This window comes from Vibrio sp. Vb1026 (assembly GCF_033338745.1).
In the GTDB taxonomy this organism is placed as follows: Bacteria; Pseudomonadota; Gammaproteobacteria; order Enterobacterales; family Vibrionaceae; genus Vibrio; species Vibrio alginolyticus.
On sequence record NZ_JAWOTH010000001.1, the window covers coordinates 642396 to 661140 of the forward strand.

Annotated in this window: 19 protein-coding genes; 10 read left to right on the top strand and 9 right to left on the bottom strand. The window is 43.0% G+C overall.

Features of this window, described 5'->3' with window-relative positions; translation table 11 throughout:
• Positions 1-33: 33 nt before the first annotated feature.
• A complete protein-coding gene (locus R7E47_RS02940) occupies positions 34-375 on the bottom strand; it encodes an ArsR/SmtB family transcription factor (RefSeq protein WP_005375451.1) in 342 nt (113 codons plus the stop codon).
• A 270-nt stretch (positions 376-645) separates the two neighbouring features.
• On the opposite strand from R7E47_RS02940, the gene R7E47_RS02945 reads away from it, so the two are divergent.
• Positions 646-1230 carry an NAD(P)H-dependent oxidoreductase gene (locus tag R7E47_RS02945; protein ID WP_017635228.1) on the top strand — a complete coding sequence of 195 codons (585 nt, stop codon included), beginning with the start codon at positions 646-648 and terminating at the stop codon, positions 1228-1230.
• Between the two features lie 167 nt (positions 1231-1397).
• Complete coding sequence (locus R7E47_RS02950; protein WP_005375456.1) at positions 1398-1763, top strand: winged helix-turn-helix transcriptional regulator; 366 nt, start codon at positions 1398-1400, stop codon at positions 1761-1763.
• Between the two features lie 195 nt (positions 1764-1958).
• On the opposite strand, the gene R7E47_RS02955 is transcribed toward R7E47_RS02950, so the two are convergent.
• Together R7E47_RS02955 and R7E47_RS02960 are read right to left on the bottom strand one after the other, a co-directional pair.
• Positions 1959-2642 (bottom strand): hypothetical protein, encoded by a 684-nt coding sequence (locus tag R7E47_RS02955; protein WP_025768479.1) that lies wholly within the window; start codon positions 2640-2642, stop codon positions 1959-1961.
• A gap of 512 nt (positions 2643-3154) precedes the next feature.
• Positions 3155-3694, bottom strand: a complete 540-nt coding sequence (locus R7E47_RS02960) for a redoxin domain-containing protein (RefSeq protein WP_005375460.1) — start codon at positions 3692-3694, stop codon at positions 3155-3157.
• Positions 3695-4258: 564 nt separating this feature from the next.
• Between R7E47_RS02960 and R7E47_RS02965 the strand changes: the two genes are divergently transcribed.
• Positions 4259-6016: an SgrR family transcriptional regulator gene (locus R7E47_RS02965; protein WP_186585179.1), complete on the top strand. Its 1758-nt coding sequence runs from the start codon at positions 4259-4261 to the stop codon at positions 6014-6016.
• A 9-nt stretch (positions 6017-6025) separates the two neighbouring features.
• Here the strand turns inward: R7E47_RS02965 and R7E47_RS02970 are convergent, their stop codons facing one another.
• The gene (locus tag R7E47_RS02970) at positions 6026-6901 is read right to left on the bottom strand and encodes a LysR family transcriptional regulator (protein ID WP_186585181.1); all 876 of its coding nucleotides are present in this window, start codon (positions 6899-6901) and stop codon (positions 6026-6028) included.
• A gap of 154 nt (positions 6902-7055) precedes the next feature.
• Here R7E47_RS02970 and R7E47_RS02975 point away from each other — a divergent pair, with 154 nt between their 5' ends.
• From R7E47_RS02975 to R7E47_RS02985, 3 genes are all read left to right on the top strand, one after another.
• Complete coding sequence (locus tag R7E47_RS02975) at positions 7056-8024, top strand: aldo/keto reductase family oxidoreductase (protein ID WP_318083702.1); 969 nt, start codon at positions 7056-7058, stop codon at positions 8022-8024.
• A gap of 9 nt (positions 8025-8033) precedes the next feature.
• Positions 8034-8438, top strand: coding sequence for a GlcG/HbpS family heme-binding protein (locus tag R7E47_RS02980; RefSeq protein ID WP_005385161.1), 405 nt, complete (start codon positions 8034-8036; stop codon positions 8436-8438).
• 148 nt (positions 8439-8586) lie between these two features.
• Positions 8587-8967 (top strand): hypothetical protein, encoded by a 381-nt coding sequence (locus R7E47_RS02985; protein ID WP_031780944.1) that lies wholly within the window; start codon positions 8587-8589, stop codon positions 8965-8967.
• A gap of 108 nt (positions 8968-9075) precedes the next feature.
• Here R7E47_RS02985 and R7E47_RS02990 read toward each other — a convergent pair whose 3' ends face one another.
• Complete coding sequence (locus tag R7E47_RS02990; protein WP_031780945.1) at positions 9076-9408, bottom strand: helix-turn-helix transcriptional regulator; 333 nt, start codon at positions 9406-9408, stop codon at positions 9076-9078.
• Between the two features lie 141 nt (positions 9409-9549).
• Here R7E47_RS02990 and R7E47_RS02995 point away from each other — a divergent pair, with 141 nt between their 5' ends.
• From R7E47_RS02995 to R7E47_RS03005, 3 genes are all read left to right on the top strand, one after another.
• Positions 9550-9861: a hypothetical protein gene (locus R7E47_RS02995; protein WP_031780946.1), complete on the top strand. Its 312-nt coding sequence runs from the start codon at positions 9550-9552 to the stop codon at positions 9859-9861.
• 722 nt (positions 9862-10583) lie between these two features.
• Positions 10584-11741: an amino acid permease gene (locus R7E47_RS03000; protein WP_005385167.1), complete on the top strand. Its 1158-nt coding sequence runs from the start codon at positions 10584-10586 to the stop codon at positions 11739-11741.
• A 232-nt stretch (positions 11742-11973) separates the two neighbouring features.
• On the top strand, positions 11974-12315 hold the full coding sequence (locus R7E47_RS03005) for a hypothetical protein (RefSeq protein ID WP_318083703.1): 342 nt from the start codon (positions 11974-11976) through the stop codon (positions 12313-12315).
• A 144-nt stretch (positions 12316-12459) separates the two neighbouring features.
• On the opposite strand, the gene R7E47_RS03010 is transcribed toward R7E47_RS03005, so the two are convergent.
• The 4 genes from R7E47_RS03010 to R7E47_RS03025 all read right to left on the bottom strand — a co-directional run bounded on the left by R7E47_RS03010 (position 12460) and on the right by R7E47_RS03025 (position 17814).
• Entirely contained in the window at positions 12460-14331 is a 1872-nt protein-coding gene (locus tag R7E47_RS03010; protein ID WP_025768473.1) for a methyl-accepting chemotaxis protein, read from the bottom strand.
• A gap of 436 nt (positions 14332-14767) precedes the next feature.
• The gene (locus R7E47_RS03015; protein WP_005385171.1) at positions 14768-16132 is read right to left on the bottom strand and encodes a YjiH family protein; all 1365 of its coding nucleotides are present in this window, start codon (positions 16130-16132) and stop codon (positions 14768-14770) included.
• A gap of 455 nt (positions 16133-16587) precedes the next feature.
• The gene (locus R7E47_RS03020; protein WP_054574422.1) at positions 16588-17259 is read right to left on the bottom strand and encodes a YoaK family protein; all 672 of its coding nucleotides are present in this window, start codon (positions 17257-17259) and stop codon (positions 16588-16590) included.
• A 153-nt stretch (positions 17260-17412) separates the two neighbouring features.
• Positions 17413-17814: a GFA family protein gene (locus tag R7E47_RS03025; RefSeq protein WP_054574421.1), complete on the bottom strand. Its 402-nt coding sequence runs from the start codon at positions 17812-17814 to the stop codon at positions 17413-17415.
• A 224-nt stretch (positions 17815-18038) separates the two neighbouring features.
• Between R7E47_RS03025 and R7E47_RS03030 the strand changes: the two genes are divergently transcribed.
• The gene (locus R7E47_RS03030) at positions 18039-18668 is read left to right on the top strand and encodes a hypothetical protein (protein ID WP_054574420.1); all 630 of its coding nucleotides are present in this window, start codon (positions 18039-18041) and stop codon (positions 18666-18668) included.
• Positions 18669-18745: the final 77 nt, after the last annotated feature.

An 18745-nucleotide genomic window follows, 5' to 3' on the forward strand; every position in this document is an offset into this window, starting at 1 on the left:
ATCTCTGCACGCCTGAACAGCGTGCAAAGGGCATTAATCAAATAACTTGGAAAATCCTAGATTGAACTGATCAAACGCGTCGCGTTGAATGCGGTAACACACCTTAGGTGGGTTTGGCTCGGCGCTGATAAAGCCTGCTTGCTTTAGAATACGCAAGTGCTCGGAAACAGTAGATTGCGCAAGACCCAGTTCAGAAACCAAATCACTGTTCAAACAACCGCCCATGGTATCGAGCGTGTGCAGGATATGCAGAATGCGCAAACGTGCTGGATGCGACAAAGCTTTTGCTTGCGCTGCTAGAGTTTGTTCTTTCTCGAGCTGTTGTTGCGTTGTCTGAAAAACGACTTCGCACGTGTCCTTGCACTTATCACTCATTCGCTGGCCTTAATAGTTAATCGTCGAATTGCGATAAAGTGTACGCCTGCTCTGTGGAAGATGCAACAAATCGATGAAAAAATTAATCGTGAAATAACGATGGATAAAAAGTTGAAAAAATATATCTTTTAAAAACAGTGATATAATTAAAAATTAAGTAGGTTACTAAAAGTTAACTAATTGCACTATATTTCTAGGTTACCATAATAAACCACATCCGACGCACAATGGTTACTGCGTCATCTTGTGAACTTATTTAAAGGTAATCCCATGAGCAACGTACTGATCATCAATGCACACGAACCATCACCATATTCAGAAGGTCGTCTAAATGCTTCTCTTGTCGACAAAGCACAGACGCTTCTGCAAGCAAAAGGCCATGAAGTTCGCGTTGTGACAATGCAAGATGAGATCAACGTAGATGAGCAACTCGCACACTTTGAATGGGCTGATCGCGTGATCATCCAAAGCCCAATCAACTGGATGTCTGTGCCTTGGTCATTCAAAAAATACATGGACGACGTGTTTACTGCGGGTATGGGCGGCGCACTGTGTGCATTTGATGGCCGTAGCGCAGAAGAACCAAAGAAAAACTATGGTACAGGCGGTACTCAAACCAACAGCAAATACATGCTTTCACTGACATTCAACGCGCCAGAAGAATCGTTTGATGATGAGAGCGAATACCTATTCCAAGGTAAAGGCGTGGATGATTTGATGTTCCACATGCACGCTAACTTCCGCTTCTTTGGTATGTCAGCATTACCTACATTCGCTTGCTACGACGTGATGAAGAACGCAGATATCGAAAACGATTTTGTTCGTTTCGAAGCTCACATTAACGAAAACTTCTAATCCTTTTAGAAAGATAGTGCGAACTGAATGATGAATTGAGATGGACTGCTGTACGCGGTCCATTTTTATTTGTTTGCGGCGAGGTGACGTTTTTATTACTCTAAAGCACTAAATGTATCTAGCTTACTTTTCGTTACCTAGATTAGGTGCGTATCTTGAGGTGTATTGTGGAAAGCAGAATTAGTGTAGATAGCAAAGGTCGTAAGTCAGTGGCGAACGTATGTGCGGAGCCATGTGCTATCGAGAAAGGGATGCGTTTAATTGGTGGTAAATGGAAAGGTTCTCTGATTTATCATTTGAAAGACGGCCCAGTTCGTTTCAATGACTTAGCACGCATGCTAGGCGGTGCAAGTAAAAAGATGATCGACCAACGTCTTAAAGAGCTAGAAGCGGAAGGTATGGTGGTGCGTAAAGTGATCAGCGACCGCCCAATTGCAGTCAGCTATGAACTAACAGAGTTCGGCCGTACCGCACTTAAGATTCTTGATGATTTGCGAATTTGGTCTGAAAAGCATCAAATTGAGCTTCGTTAAGACCAAAGTAGTTAATCGCAAACGTTACTCTCTTTTGAAAGCTGATTAACAATACATCGCCGTTTATACCCAAGTAACTTAGATGTGCTTCATTTAAATCGTAATTTGTTTCGTAAAACAACGTACTCTTTCGAGTCAGGCATATCGAGGCTACTTGAGCATAATCGTACTTTTTAAGTTTTTGATTTTTAGTTATTATTTTATCATACTTAATAAGTTGTAGAATAAATCACTCACTTCAGTTGAATTTAAAAAAGCACTATTTAATTCCAGTTTCTTTTCAAAATCGGAATATTTATCGAATTCCTCTTTCTCAACTAAACCTATTGGTGATTTGTCGTTAACGTGGTTTTCATATTTTTTGATGGTATATAATTTAGACTTTTCGTCAAAATATTGAATTATCTTAATGTTAACGTCAGGTCTCTCCGTATTATACGTGATCGTAATTTTTTCATAATCTTTATTAATCGGAGTCGTAAGCCCTGTAGGGTAGATGATTTTAAACCCATTAATGTCATTCTTCTTCGTGCTTTTATAATGTTTTGAGTATGAAAAGTTTTCAATTGCACTTTTAGTGACGATAATTGACTCACCTTTCTTTAAACCGTATTCGGTACATTCATAATCGTCGACAACCGTAGAATTTCTTTTCTTTTCAATCAGGTAGGACATGCTTGCAGATGTCCCTCCGTGTTCCAGTTTTTGTTGGTTTACAGAACAATAGAAATGACCTTTGTCCACCGTCATTGCGTTGACTTGTTCCGGATTTGAAATGGTGGGATGTATATCTTTTGCTGGATCGTTGTCGCTTCCTCCTGAACCGCATCCAACTAATCCGATACAAACGGCCATATAAAGCAAAGAGATTTTATTCATACTGTATTTCTCAATTAAGATGTGTGATTGTAAATAACGATTAATTACATTTTTATAAAGTGAAATGTTTTTTATTTTAATTGAACGGTGTTTTATTGGTAATTTAATCGTTTGCTTTTATTTTGTCTCTTACGGTATCTATGTTTTCATTTATGGTATGAATTATTAGATTTGCACAATTGTGAGTTGCAATAGGATAATAATCGCTAGCCAACTACTTGTGTAGGTACCGTTATGATTTATATATCCGTTAAGTCTAAGTTTTTAGTCTTAATTTCATGTATTTATCGTGAAAGTGACTTAGAAGTAAATAACTAACGTTGTTTGAGGGGAGCCTGGGCTTCACTGATCTTGTTTTTCATCAAGGCGTTGTATAATGAACAAGGACTCTATTTCCAACTTGTTGATACATATCAGATCTCACGGATCTGATATGCATTCCAAGTTATTCTCACTAAGGCAAGAATCCTAGCTTATTTAAGGATAGAAAGTTTACTTGGGTGTAGAAGATATTAGTAATCCAATGTGCCACGGATAGGGTAGTTATTGTTTGGATCGCGAATCCATGCCAATCCGCGTGATAGCGCGCCAAGCTCAGGGCGAACAAACGGGTTGTTTGAAATATCCACCACGTGTAAGTCGCCGTGTTCATTCACCACAAACAGACCTGGTTCTGCGAAATTATGATCGGTTTCCTGTTCAGATCGAGGAATAGATACATACAAGCCTAGCGTTTTCATTTGTTCTTCGGTCAGGCCGTAAGCGATAGAGAAGCTGATTTCGAGTTTCTCTAGATGCCCCTCTAGCTGTGCTTTTGAGTCGCCAGAAACGGCAAGAATATCGACGCCAGCATCAGCGAAAGCCTGTTTGTAACTCTCAAGCTCGTTGAGGTACTTAGTACAAAGAGGGCAGTGTTTACCACGATAAACGAATACTGCTCGCCAAGTCGCATCACCTTGCGGCTGACCCAACGTTACGCTTGAACCATCTAGCAAAGTGGCTTGAAGATGAGGGAAGCTGTCGCCCGCTTTAAGTTTCACTGAAGTTGCCATATTGACTCCCGAATTGGTGGTGTATATCCATGAATGCCCCTTTCTCAACAAAGCGATTGGGGGATGAGACTTCAATGTAGACTCTGTTTTGCGGTGTTTCAACTAGTTAACTTTTAGTAACCTGCAATAAGGTAGTAGAGTGCAAAAGATGAAAAAGCAGAACTTAAGATACAACGAAGTGGGGGTGTAGTATCAGGAGCTAAGTTCTGCTTGAGGTTAGGCTATGACCACTGGAACATATCGTTAAGATAAACCAGAGTCATCACTTCTATTTTATTACTCGATTGAGCTAGGCGTTGCTGAAAAAAGTACGCCATCATTGGCTTCTTCATTTTTTCCTCCTTTAGCTGACGAGTAAATTATGTGTATAAAAGGGGATATAAAAAAGAGAGTGCTTTTGTTGGCTTTTTTCCTAATAACGTAAATATATGGGGCTTTAAAGCCGAATTTGGAGGTTAATTGTGGAAAAGGGGAACAGATAATTAGGAAGTTTTCTTATTTTATTACCGCCAACTTAAGTAAACTATTCCTATCCACAAACTTCACAGATCTAAGGTTGATTCAGTGTCTGATCTCAATTTGTTTCGCTATTACCAACGATTACTCTCGTTTAGCGTTGGTGATGAAACAAAAACCACGTTACAGGACATTGCCGACATCATGTTCACTTCTTCTCGGCATGCTCGTAGCCTGCTAACGCAGATGCAGCAGAAGGCGTGGTTGAGCTGGCACCCGAAAGCTGGGCGGAACCAACGATCGACTCTTATTCTGAATATGGAGTTAGACGTTTTAAAAGAGAGCTTGGCTCTTGAACGTATCAAGTTAGGCAAGTATGAAAAAGCACTGGCGATATTAGATGAAGACGAAATGGCATTTGGCCGTTTGTTAAAAACAACGTCTGGTGCTTCTGTGCAAGAAGGACAGCTCAATATTCAATTAACCTATAAGCGAATGTTTGAGCGCGTCGTTCCACATCAACTTCAGCGTAGCAGCGAACGTTTCTTATTAAGGCAAATCTATTGTTGCTTAGTTTCGAGTGATCACAATGGGAAAGTGCAACCAGAACTCGCACATCACTGGCGTTATGACGAAGACACCTACGAATGGACTTTCTACCTTCGTCCAGGTCTGACTTTTCATAATGGTAATTCCATTGATGCAGAAACAGTGGTTAGCTTGTTTGCAAAGTTGAGTTCACTACAGTATTACGAAAAAGAGTTGGCACATGTTGCTAACATTACTGCGCCAACGCCATTGAAAGTTGTTTTTAAGCTTAATCGAGCTGACTTGGGCTTTGCTGGACTTATTTCTGGAGTGAAATACGGCATTCAACCAGTAAGCCAAGTTAACGTAGCGAATAACAAGCTGGTGGTCGGAAGTGGCCCATTCTCTGTTGTCGAGCACAATGAAAGTCGTTTAAAACTGCAAGCATTTAATGGTTACTATGCATGTAGAGTTCTAACGGATTTGGTGACTATCTGGATTGTTAATGACGAGCAAATGGAGAACCCGTCATTGGCAGCAAATACGTTGCAAAGGGATGCTTCGCCCGAGGAGGATTTGTGTGGACACTATATGTCGACGCAAAACCGAGAAAACTCATCGGCGAGCAAGCGTAGTCGAATAGAAGATGGTTGCTTATTCGCCTTATTTAATCAGCACGCTAAGCACAAACTCTCTTTAGCGCAGCGCCGTTATATTAGTGAGCTAATTCAACCTGAGCACTTGGCCGAAGTGATGCGCCGCGAGAATATTGTATTTGGGAGTATACCCGCTTATAACCTGCTACCAGGTTGGAAGCCAGTGCTCCGTCCGTTTAGTGAGCCGCTTAAGTTACCTAAACACATTACGATAGCCGGATATAACTATACCGCGTTGCGTCGCTGTGCGCGGGCTATTTCTAATCGTTTGGCGAGTGTTGGCAGTAAAGTAGAAATTGTTATGTATTCCTATCGTGAGCTGAACGAGAAAGCTAAGAATGGTGAGCTAAATGAGACGATGGTCGTGACGAACATAAACCTAGATGATAATCGTCATGCCTCTGCGTTCACGAACTTCTTCAGCAACGCTGTGCTATTCCACACTTTGGGAGAAAAGAACGCACAATGGTTGGATGAACAACTACAGAGAGTCAGATCTTTCGTTCCACTTGAGGACTACCTTAATGCATTGGAGCCAATTGCATCGACGTTGATCAGCGAATACTGGATTGCACCCATGTTCCACCATACACAAACTTTGCGTTTCCAAGGTGTTTTAGAAGACGTCGCTCTTACTAACTGGGGTTGGCCAGATATTCGCTCGGTGTGGTCAGCGGATTAACTACTTTAGTTATTGAGCAAAGTGCTGCTTCACAAATTCAATGAAGGCTCTGGTTTTCGCCGATTGATAGATAAGTTGTGGGTACACCAAGTAAACCGCGTTGTGCTGGTGGTCGGTTTCTTCCGATAGAACCTGCACTAGACGGCAGTGCTCAACGTCTTGTTCGACAAAGTAACTTGCTAACCGAGCAATGCCATTGCCAGACAGGGCTGATTCTTTGAGTAAGCGGTTTTCATTGCTTGAAAGCCAACCTTGGGTTTGGACTGTTCCCGTTTTTAACGGCCACTCTTTTTGATGCAATGTGGTTAAGCATTGATGCTCTTGTAAATCATCTAATGTCTCCGGCGTACCTTCTTCTTGCAGATACTGAGGAGAGGCAACCAGCCAGTGGTGGTAGTCCAAAAGGTGATGAGCAATCATATTCTCTGGCGGCGTTCTTGTCGCTCGAAACGCAAAATCAACGCTGGTTTCTGTCAGATTAAACGCTTGATAGCTAGAAAGGATCTCGAACTCTACGTTTGGATGTAAAGCGCGAAACGCTACGCACAAATCATGCAGCACCGCTTCAGCAAACATCTTGGGAGCGGTAAGACGAATCAGACCGTCTATTTGTTCAGATCGCTGACTTAAACTCTTTTCCATTTCCATTACGCGGCGTTTGAGATCTTCCGCTTGTGCAAAGATCGATTCACCTTCTGCCGTCAATCTCACGCTGCGTGTGGTTCGAACAATCAAAGGCGTTGCGAGTTCCGATTCCAAGCGCTTGATTTGTTCCGACAGGTAACTTTTAGAAATGCCAAGTTGCTCCGCTGCCCTAGAAAAGTTAAGTGTTTGAGCCACTTCAGCAAACAGCATCAGTTTTTCGATTCTCTTATAATCTGCCATCTTGATTGCTCGTCTTTATTGTTCGCTTTAATTGTTCGGTAGCGAGGATAATGAATTCGATTTTACGGTATTAAACTAATTTTTACGAACGGTAAGATGGTTAGAGTTAACTTAAGAAATTGAAGATGCAGAAATCGGAAAAGTGAGAATAACGATGAACAATCCAACACTACCGCTCGCCAAAACCTTACCTAACGTTAGCCGCTTGGTCTTCGGCTGTATGGGACTTGGAGGGGAGTGGAATCGCAACCCATTAACCGCCCAAGATGAAAACCAAGCTTATGCCGCTGTCGAGGCTGCATTAGAGGTTGGCATCAATCTCTTTGATCATGCGGATATCTACAAATTCGGTAAGGCAGAAGAAGTGTTTGGGTGCATCTTAGCCAATGACTCAACCTTACGAGAGCGAATTTATCTGCAATCCAAGTGCGGCATCCGTCTAGGAGATGAGCAAGGTGTTAAGCAGTATGACTTCTCTGCCAAATGGGTGACGGCTTCTGTTGAGGGCATTCTTGAGCGCCTTGGCGTGGAAAACCTTGATGTTTTGATGCTGCATCGTCCTGATCCTCTGGTTGAATTTGAAGAACTGGGCACAGCGCTCCAAGCACTGAAACAAGCTGGCAAAGTTAACCACTTCGGTGTTTCTAACATGAACAGTGCTCAAATTGACCTTCTTCAACAAGCAACGGGCGAAGTTGTTGTGGCGAACCAGTTGGAAATGAGTCTGGCTAAGTCTGAGTTTATTAAGCAAGGCATGGGGCTTCCTTCGTCGGAATCTGACTACGTTGCGGGAACACTGGAACATGCCCGTAAGCATAATATCCAACTGCAAGCGTGGGGCAGTATGGCGCAAGGAAGATTCTCAGAGCGTGGTTTACATTCTGATGATCACAACACCAGACAGACGGCGGAGATGGTAATGGCGCTAGCAGCTGAATATGGCGTGTCGTCTGAAGCGATTGTTTTAGCCTTCCTGACGCGTCATCCAAACCAAATTCAGCCTGTTATTGGTACTGCAAACCCACAGCGTATTCGCGCTTGTGCTCAAGTAGAGAACGTCACGCTATCACGTAGCCATTGGTATGGCTTGTTCGAGAAAACCCTTGGTCATGAGATCCCGTAGGAGAGAAAAATGAAATACGTACAAGTTCAAACTCTGATTCAAACGGCATTGGAAATTGCGACTGCTCGCAAGCAAAACATTGCGGTTGCCGTGGTTGATACACATGGAGAATTGCTCGGTTTTGCCCGAATGGATGATGTGAGTGTGCAAGCAGGTTTGTTGGCACAGAACAAAGCTTACACCTCGGCTAGAGACCGTCAGCCTAGTGGCAATCTGGGCGCTTGGGCTCGTGAGACAGGTAAGCAGTTGAGTTATTGGACTGACCCAAAGATCACTGGCTTTATGGGTGGTGTACCTGTAGAACAAGAGGAGAAAGTCGTCGGTGCAATTGGCATTAGCGGTTTAGCTGAGCAAGATGATGAAGCACTGGCGATGGAAGTATTAAACGCGCGTGAGTATAACGTTTATCAGTAGGTGTGATGCTTTGTCCAGCTTTGTACTCACTGTAGGGACTCAAGTTCACAGGCTTCGTCGAGTCACAATGCTATCTAATAGCCTGAAGTAAGCAGAAGTTGAAATCGCGAACTATGATTAATTTATTTGAAAGCTTTGAGGCCTAAATATGTTTCATAGGGTATTCGTTTCGCTATTTTTTGTTCTCCTCTCAGGCTGTGGTACGAGTGACAGCGCGTTAAAAGAGAGCGGTTATGATGAAGCTTATATCCAAGGCTTTCATGACGGTCGGCATAGTGGTATGCAAGAGGCAGGGAATGATTTTGAACACTATATTAAGGACGAAACAAGGTATCAAACCGACTCAGATTATCGACAAGGCTGGGATGCTGGTGAGGTAGAGGGTAACAAGTTACAAAAGCAGGCGACCGCGATAGGACAAGGCATGATTGATAATTCATATGAAGAACGTGATGTCTTTGATCCTGATAAAGTGGCGAAAGATGCAATAAAAGGCGTTGATACATCGGAATTGAAAAGCCTAGAGTAACGGACTGATATAAAGAATAAAACTCGTCATTTGACGAGTTTTTTTGTCTAAACGATTCATGTTTCAACGCTCAACAGGGCATTCATCGTTTGGGTATGAGCAATGTCGTTAATCACCTTTCTTGTTCTTTTGTTCAAGGACTAACGATAATAGGCGAACGAGCAGGGACTGAGCTTCCGGTGAGAGCAATCTCGCCACGGCCGTTAGGTCATTTGCTGTGACATGCTGAACATCACGTACATCTAAAGCAATATCTAGGTCAGTCAAATGAAGCGAACGCAATATGGCACGATATTGTGAGAGTTTAAGATCGGACTCTCCGCGCTCGATCCTTTGATATGTTTTTACGCTCATTCCAGCGATGTTTGCCATTTGCTCACGGGAGAGGCCATTCGATTTTCGTCTTGCGATCAGTGCTTGAATTATAGGGTCTACCTGCATGTGCTCTCCTGAAAGGACAGTTTTGACCTAAACGGAGCAAGAAGTGGACCAGTTTAACCACCACATATTTACCTGCTTTGCAATCAGTATAAAAATAACTGTCTTATAAAAACGTAAATATTTTAGTCAGTTATTAACTCAATGGAAAAGTATCAATCATACAAATCAATAGAAACGAAAGCTTCTATTCGCAAAATGCAACGCATTTTAGATCATTTACTTAGTGAAATTGATCAGCAACATCGTGAGACTAAAGAGAATGTTGTGACACTGATTCAACAGTCACAACAGCGATTGATGAACTACAAAGAGCTTTACCTTCACAAAGAGTCGATAAGTGAAGTAGAGCTGCGGGTGGCGCATGAAAATATGAGTGAGACTGAGAAGCAGGTCGCCGATATGGGTATTCCAGTGTTAACTTATATCATTGGTGCGCTAGATAAAGCGTATTAACACAGCCGTAAAGTCGGGCGATACAAGATTTATGCAATTTCGATCAATTGATGACATCTAAAAGAAAGGATGCAAATGCTGGGGAACCACACCCAGCATTCGGACACTCATTTACCTATATTTTCGAACCGTAAATCAGTGTTTAGAGGTATGTGAACCGAACGTGTCGGTACGCAGCGAATAATAGCGATATTGTCCGATCTAGGCTACGTCCTTGGAATCTAACACCTTCACTTAAACTGTAAATTAATCTGTACACCCAGCCAAATTGAGCCATTGAGCACGTTCTGCCTTCTCTTTAAGCGATAAAAGACTAATTAGTGACGAAAAAAACAACACATCTTAGGTAAAAGATAAGAGTTGTTAAAATATATCGCTATAAGATTGACCTTTTGCTTTTCAATCGTCCTGCTTATGCCTTACAATCTTTTCGAACCAAATCCATTCATAACGAATGGGGTTGATGAATTAAGATGAACAATTTTGCTTCGAACCCAAAGTTGCGCACATTTCATCAACGATGACATCGCCAAAAACGACTCTCAAGTGTTCATGTGCAAATGATTAACCACCTTTTGTTGCATGTTTTCTTAGCCATACAGGGCTCTTGTAACATAGTGCTCTTGTAACCAAATTTTGACTAAGTCGGAGCGTTTTGTTGTGTGCTTTAGATAAAGCACAACTGGCGAGAAATTAACGGATTGAATTTAGAGGTATTAACCGTGAACCTAAAACTTGTCGGCAGCTCCCTGATCGTTGCAGGTACTGCTCTTGGCGCTGGTATGCTTGCTATACCAATGGTGCTTGCTCAATTTGGCCTCCTTTGGGGCACTCTTCTTATGTTGTTCATCTGGGCTGGAACGACTTATGCTGCGCTGCTCCTTCTTGAAGCCAGTTGCAAAGTAGGTGGTGGTGTGAGCATGAATGCAATTGCTCGCGAAACGCTTGGTAAAGGAGGCCAGTTGGTAACCAACAGCTTGCTTTACGCCCTGTTAGTTTGTCTATTAATGGCTTACATCATTGGTGCGGGTGATCTGGTACAAAAAGTAACAGCCTCAATTGGGCTTCCAACATCCACGATCGCAAGCCAAGTCGGTTTTACTCTTTTAGTTGGTATCATTGTTTCGGCAGGTACAGGGGTAGTAGATAAGCTGAATCGCGGTTTGTTCCTAGGCATGATCGTAGCGCTGATCCTGACACTTTTTGCGCTTGCACCAAGCGTCTCGTTTGAAGGACTTGATGAGGTTGTGAGCGACGATAAAATGGCACTTATCAAAACCAGTTCGGTGCTTTTCACCAGTTTCGGTTTTATGGTCGTGATCCCATCGCTTGTAACTTACAACAAAGAAGCGAGTAAAACACAGCTGCGTAATATGATTATCGTGGGCTCAACTATTCCGCTTGTTTGTTACCTATTATGGTTGTTAGCGGTTGTCGGCAACCTACCACCTCATGAGCTTGTTCAATACTCCAACGTAACAGAGTTGATATCGGTACTAGGTCAGCAATACGAGGGCTTAGAGTTCATCCTATCCATGTTTACTGGTTTGGCACTACTAACGTCGTTCTTAGGTGTTGCAATGGCGCTATACGATCAAAATGCAGACCTACTGAAAGCAAGTAAGCCAGTGATTTTTGTTACTACTTTTGTGCTACCACTATTAGGTGCTGTATTTGCGCCAGAACACTTCCTAGCTATTCTCAGCTACGCGGGGATTATTCTTGTGTTTCTCGCGGTCTTTGTCCCATTATCAATGACCATGAAAGTGCGCCGAGTGCCGGTAGAAGATGACAATATTTATGAAGCTGGTGGCGGCGCAATGGGAATGAGCATGATCTTCCTATTCGGCTGTTTCTTGCTGTTTGCCCAAGCAGTATAAAATCACGCTAGCTTATTTAAAAACTGAGCCGCTCGTAGTCAAACGGGCGGCTTTTTTATATTCATAGCCGAACCCAGGCCACTCGAAGTCATCAGCATTTGTGATGTTTGACGTTTCTCTGATAATCACGGTTAGCGCTGACTTTTTAGTAAAACTCCTTAGCGAAAGGCTGACATGTACAGTGATTCACCCTTCTATTATATCGATGTTGATATGAATAAGAGGCTCTGTTGTGTCAAAGCAATTATCTTTTGCCATGGTTGGCGTTATGTTGTCTTTAGGTGTGTTGAGTACAGAAGCGGTGGCTGACCCGAAGCATAAGCATGGACATCGGTACGATCACCATCATGCGCATCACCACCATCATAAACACAAGCGCAAGCACAAGCATAAACAAAAACATCGTGACGTTATTTATGTGGAGACCAGACGACCAAGGCGCAGTTACTATTACCATGACCGAATTCCTCGGAATAGTACCTACATAAAGATTGGAGATTTCACTTATCTAAAAGTGGACGACCGTTATTATCGCCGTTCTAATGATCGCTATATCCATGTCGAGTTCAATTAAACTTGAAAGGGCACATAGTCGGCGTTCTTGTAATGTTGAGCTTAATAGCAACAACATGGCACATGTAACATCGACCAATACTAGGGTTGAGGGTTAAAAACAAAAACAGCGAGCCGGTGCTCGCTGCTTTTGCTTAGATGAGTGTTAGACAGTAAATCTATTTAAGATTTGATCTTGTTTATGTACATCTTCTTGTTGCGCCTGCATCGCGTCGTTGGTTCGATTTGCCGATTCGGCGACTTGAGTCGATAGGTCTTTAATATTCACCGTATTGTTGTTGATCTCTTCAGCGACAAGGCTTTGCTCTTCCGCTGCTGAGGCAATTTGCAAGTTCATATCGGAAATACGCTGAATCGCGTCACGAATGCGTTGTAACGCACTATTTGCTAAACCCGCTTTTTCAACGGCCTCTATAGCACTACCTTTGCTTTGATGCATGGCATTTGCCACAGATGAAGCGCCAGATTGTAGTTGCTCAATCATAGTACGAATCTCTGTTGTCGACTCTTGAGTACGTTGTGCCAGTGTACGTACTTCATCTGCAACAACGGCGAAGCCTCGGCCAGATTCTCCCGCACGTGCAGCCTCGATTGCGGCATTCAACGCGAGTAAGTTTGTTTGGTCCGCAATATCGTTGATGACTTTTAGAATCGTTTCGATATTGGCGGTAGCAGATTCCAACACTTGTACTTCTTCGACTGCAAGGTCAATGCTATCGGAAAGCATGTTTATCGTTTGTGTCGATTCACCAACGATAGAAGACCCCTCAACCGTTGCTTGGTCGGCTTCTTTAGCTGCACTTGCCGCACCTTGCGCATTATTAGCAACCTCTGTCGCGGTGACAGACATCTCATGCATCGCGGTAGCAAGTTGTTCTAGCTCTTGCAGCTGAGTGTGAATTGCGCCTGCCGAGTCTTTTGCGCCCTCAGCGGTGATTTGAGTTCCGTTTAAAATTTGATCAGAAATACGTTTCGACTCAATGATTTGCTGTTGTAAGTTCTCCATGAACGTATTGAAGTTTGTGGCAAGCTCAGAAAACTCTTGGTCAGTATCTGTTTCGAGGCGTTGTGTAAGGTCGCCTTTCCCTGATGCTACATCTTTAATCGCATTGTTTAGCGTGTCCAAAGGACGCATGAGAGTGCGAATCAACAGAGTTAGGGCGATAATAGATGCAATCACGGCAATGATTGAATAAATAATAGCGTTGTTACGAAGCTCTCCTACGGCAGAATAGGCAACAGCTTCATCGATCACCGAACCTACGTACCAGTTCTCGCCAGGAATGTGAGTCAGGTTAACCATGTAGCGGTTGCCATCAATCTCAACATGTTGTGCTGATTGCGTAAGTTCGATTTGCGGGAGGTAGCTACCGACTTTCTCGCCGTTATACTTACTTTGAGGGTGAGCAATGGTTGTGCCATCAGCGGTGATCAGAAATAAGTAACCAGCATCAAACAGATTCACTTGGTTGACCAGATCAGAAAGGGTAGTTAATTCGAGGTCATAAAACATACCGGCTAAAAACTGGCCATTTTCTTTTACTGGCGTACCAACAGAGATGATAACGTTTTTCGAAGACGCATCGACGTACGGATCGGTTACGACCAAATCGCCTTTGCTCTTAGCTGCAATAAACCAAGGACGCTGACGTGGGTCGTAGTCTGGACCCGCATCCCAGCCGTCGTCATTTTCAATCACAAAGCCATTACTTTCATAACCAAAACCGATGGCAAGGAAGCTGCTTTTTGGCGTGGGTCTTTCAAGTATGTTTTGAACATAGCTATGTGAACTGGGATCAAGCTCAATCACTTCAGTAATGGAGCGAGCGAGATCCTTCTTTGCATTCATTTCTGATTGCACAGTGTTACCAACACTGGTCAATATCTCGTTTACACTTGAGTCGATTTGCTCCTGAGTTTGGGAGCGGATGGTCATAACTTGTTGTGTCGACAATAACGACACGGTAATTAGCAGCAAAAATGAAGAGGCTGTGACAACCTTATGTCTGAATTTCATGAGCTTTCCTCTGATTCTCCCGGTTGGTTCCACTTTGCTTTCGCCTCTTTTAAACCGAGCGAATTGGGCGTAAAGAGAAACCTATTGTGTTTGGTTATATTTTTATCGACATCTTTGTCAAAAACATGAACTCATTTGTCGTCTTTTTTAACTAAATTTAAACAAACCGACAATTTACGTTAAAACTTGTGAGTGTGATCATGTTTGCGAGCTCAATTAATGAAATCGTCATAATGAAAAGAATTGCTTAACAAACAGTGGCATTAACTGGCTTTACAGGTGAGGTGATGAAAATTTTGTTGGTGCTGAAAGGTGTTTTGTTGAAGTTTTGTCTTTGTAAATTATGAGCTTTTTACTAAAAGCCTAATGTGGACGGAGTTTTAGGTATAAAAAAGGCCCCGACGATGCGGAGCCTTTGTTAATTGACGTCTCGATTTTAGAAAATAAGATGAGCAACGCCAGCAATCACAGGTAACGTGATTAACGTACGTAAAATGAAAATTACGAAGAGCTCTACAATGTTTACTGGAATTTTGCTGCCTAACAGTAGGGCACCTACTTCCGACATGTAGATAAGCTGAGTTACTGACATTGCTGCAATAACAAAACGTGTCATTTCGTTATCGATTGAGGCCGCTAAAATTGCTGGAATAAACATATCCGCAAAGCCAACAACGATTGTCTGTGATGCTGCAACAGCTTCAGGGACTTGCAGTAGCTCTAGGTATGGGATAAACGGTTGACCCAGAATTGCAAATACAGGTGTGTATTCTGCAATCACCAATGCAACGGTACCAAGACCCATCACTACAGGTAATACGCCAAATACCATGTCGACTGCGTTGTGTACGCCTTCTTTAAATACAGACTGAACCGATGTGACTTGACCAGCACGCTTAAGAGCTAGATCCATACCCCAAGAGAATGTGGTGTGGCCTTCTGGCACTGCATCTGCGTCTTTATCAGGGTTGCTGCCGTCAATGTAGCGATCTTTCTTCAGACTAAGCGGAGGCAGGCGAGGAATGACAATCGCAGCTACGATACCAGCTAGACAGATAGCGCCGTAGAAAGGCAAAAATAAGTGCTCTAGTTTTACCTGAGCGATAACAACTAAGCTAAACGTGATCGATACTGCTGAGAAAGTGGTCCCGACAACAGCCGCTTCACGCTGAGTATAGAACTTATTTTCGTATTGCTTGCTGGTTAGCAAGATACCAACACTTCCGTCGCCTAGCCAAGATGCCATACAGTCAATTGCACTGCGGCCAGGTAGGTTGAATACCGGACGCATTATTTTACTGAGTAACGCACCAAATAGCTCCAGAAGACCGAAGTTCAAAAGAAGCGGAAGCAGTAAACCCGCGAAAATGAAAACGGCAAACAGAGTAGGTAGAAGACCAGTAAGAACAAGCCCGCCAGTGTTCTCTTCCCAAATTGCTTTTGGACCCACTTGGAAGAACGTCATTAACACGGCAGCGCCGCCGATTAAACGAACAACGAGCCAAAGTGGAGATGGGTTGAAGAGACCGTTTAAAAAACCATTACGTAAAATTGCAGCTGGCTTAAAAATTTTGCAAAGAACAGAAGCAACGGCCATGAAAGCGATGATACTGGTGACGATAGCAATCAAGGTATCGCCTAACACCGCTGGGATGACTTTTGCCATCACGGCAACGGGAATGGTTAGGCCGCCATCGTAAGAGATCGGAGCCATAAAGAGTAGAAGACCAATTAGGGAAGGGATGAAAAACATCCAAAAGTTGCCCTTAGGAGCTTCAGTAGCATTAGTGGTGTTATGCATAGTTGTCTCGTGTTACTACTAGTCAATACTTGCCATTTCCATGACATAAATATTCACTAAACATCCGTATTTAATCACAGTTTTGCGGAGGGTACCCGCAAACTGCATCCATTGCAATACTATTCATTAAATACATCTAGTTATTCAGCCGATTTGTCGGGTAATTGGTCAAATAACGTCTAAGTGTATGCGAATATGTTGCTTGTGTTAGAAAATTGTAGCACGAGAGGCGAATTGCGCAGTGAATTATGGGGCGCATTGTGACTGGAATAATAAAATGGTAAACAAATGTGATTTTGATCTAACTAACTTCTTTGCCAGAAATTCAGTTAGCCTTATCTATTCTAAGGTTTTTAGTGGTGTCAAAATACCGTTCAGCGTTTCTTGTACCGTTGCAGTGTGAACCTATTGAGCCAAATCCGATTGAAGCATGTCGCTTCAATCGGATCGAAATTTTATGCTTTTTGTTGACGGCTAAGTATGTATAGGTAACTCCAGTAAATCAGAGCCGTAGAAAAAGCCAATATTGCTGGGAAAACCAGCGTATATAAACCATATACCATAAATAGAGCCGCTCCCGCGACGCCGCCAAACAAAAAGCCAAAGAAAATGAATAGGAATAATTTTGCTTTACGTCGGTCAAATTGACGACCTCTCAAGCTCTCTCCAATCATAATCCCTAGATCGGTGATGATTCCGGTCATATGTGTGGTTCTGACTACTGCGCCGCTAAACGTGGTGATCATGGCGTTTTGTAATCCACATGCTGCTGATGCTAGATATTGGCCGTACAAATCCCCTTGCACCAAAAAGCCCAAGCTGAGTAAGAGCAAGCTCCCTTCTATGCACAGTGCAACACCATATCTTCGCCCTAGTTTTAACGCACTGCTTTCAATAAAAAAGCCGCTAAAGGCAGCGCCAATCAAAAAGCTAAATACGATGAAGAGCAGGTGAATGGAGCTATCCACACCTGTTAGCAAGCTGTTCCCTAGCTGAGTTACGGTTCCCGAAAGATGAGTTATCGCTTGGTGTTGAAAGCCGAGAAGACCAACGGCGTTGACGCAGCCCGCGAGAAGAGCTAGTAGAAACGCGCCATATTCCACCCAACGAGGAAGTCTGGAAATCACAATAAACCCCCACCAAATATTAGGAGCCGATTATAACGCTCACACCGAGTTACGAAACCCTTTACAGTAAAACTCGATTGATCATTCTCAAAAAAATCTCACTTATAGGTCGTTTGTCCGAGCCAAAGTAAATACGTGAACGCGGATTGCTCGCTAGCAGATGTGTCCCGTTGTGCATTCGAAACTCACCCACCCGTGTTTCATTTGTTCATAGACTGAAACGGTAGGTTGGTGGAACTCTTTATCGGTAAATAGACCGACGGGAATGATCATGATTTCTGGGTATGCAGCAACGAACAACCTCATTGTCGTGCCGCAGGATGGACAAAAGTCATACTGAACCTCACTGCCATCATCGCCAATTCGGGTATAGCTAGTGACTTCACCGTTTAAAGTGACGTGCTCTTTTTCAAAGCGAGCTTGAACCCCAAAAACACTGCCAGTTCGTTTTTGGCATTCGAAGCAATGGCAGACAGACGTGTGGGTGGGCTCTCCCTTACAACGGATCTCAACTAAACCGCAGGCGCACTCGCATGTATGAATGGTTTTTGTCATCGTGATTACCTATTTGTCCCAATACACCAATACACCAATACACCAATACACCAATAGACCTAGAGCACAGAGCTTGTGTCACTAGCTCGTTATGAGCTCTGGACTTGAAACTATTTGGATACAATCAGTTTAGTTTAATTTTGAAACACTTGAAGAGGTGAAATCATTTGGGTATACAATGGTATACTCGCTTTTCGTTTATACCTTGAAACAAGGAAGCTTTCATGACTCACAAAAAAATCCTGCCGATACCACTTATTCTACTTATTCCAATCGTTTTATTAGTTGTGGTTGTGATCGCAGGTGTTTATCGTTTTAGTTTGTCTGATGACGAGATCATGGCTAAGTTTCCTCAAACAGAAGTCGAAACGAACGTTATTGTGCAAGAGACGCTTGGTATCACTGCACGTAATCCTTGGACGATCCAAGTACCCGAGCAGAGTGCGGTCACTTTTCTTGATGAGTGGGATAAAGAAAACGGCTATTTGATAGGTGACTATGATGCAGGTGCGACAAAAGGTCAGGTACTTGTTCCAACTGCGTCGATTAGTCAGCGTGAGATTGAAGGTGTTTCATGGGTTGTTGCACCGATGATTGTAACGACACAAGGTAGCGGTTCGTTTAACTATGTTGGCTTGTTCAAGTTTGACCCCGTGCCGAGCCGAGTTGTACTTTTAGACAGTATTTTTGTTGGTGACCGCGTGAAATTTACTCAGCTCGAATGGAAAAGTGATACAACTATCACGCTTTCATATTTAGCGCACGGTGACGATCAAGCAATGGCAGACACGCCAAATCAATTCAATTCATCCACATTACAGCGTGTAGGGAATAACTTACATATGCAACAGTGATGAATTTTTTTTGAGTTCTGTAAAAATTCAGTATTTTCTGCGCTAGATCTCGAAATTTCCTAGTGATTTCTTATTCG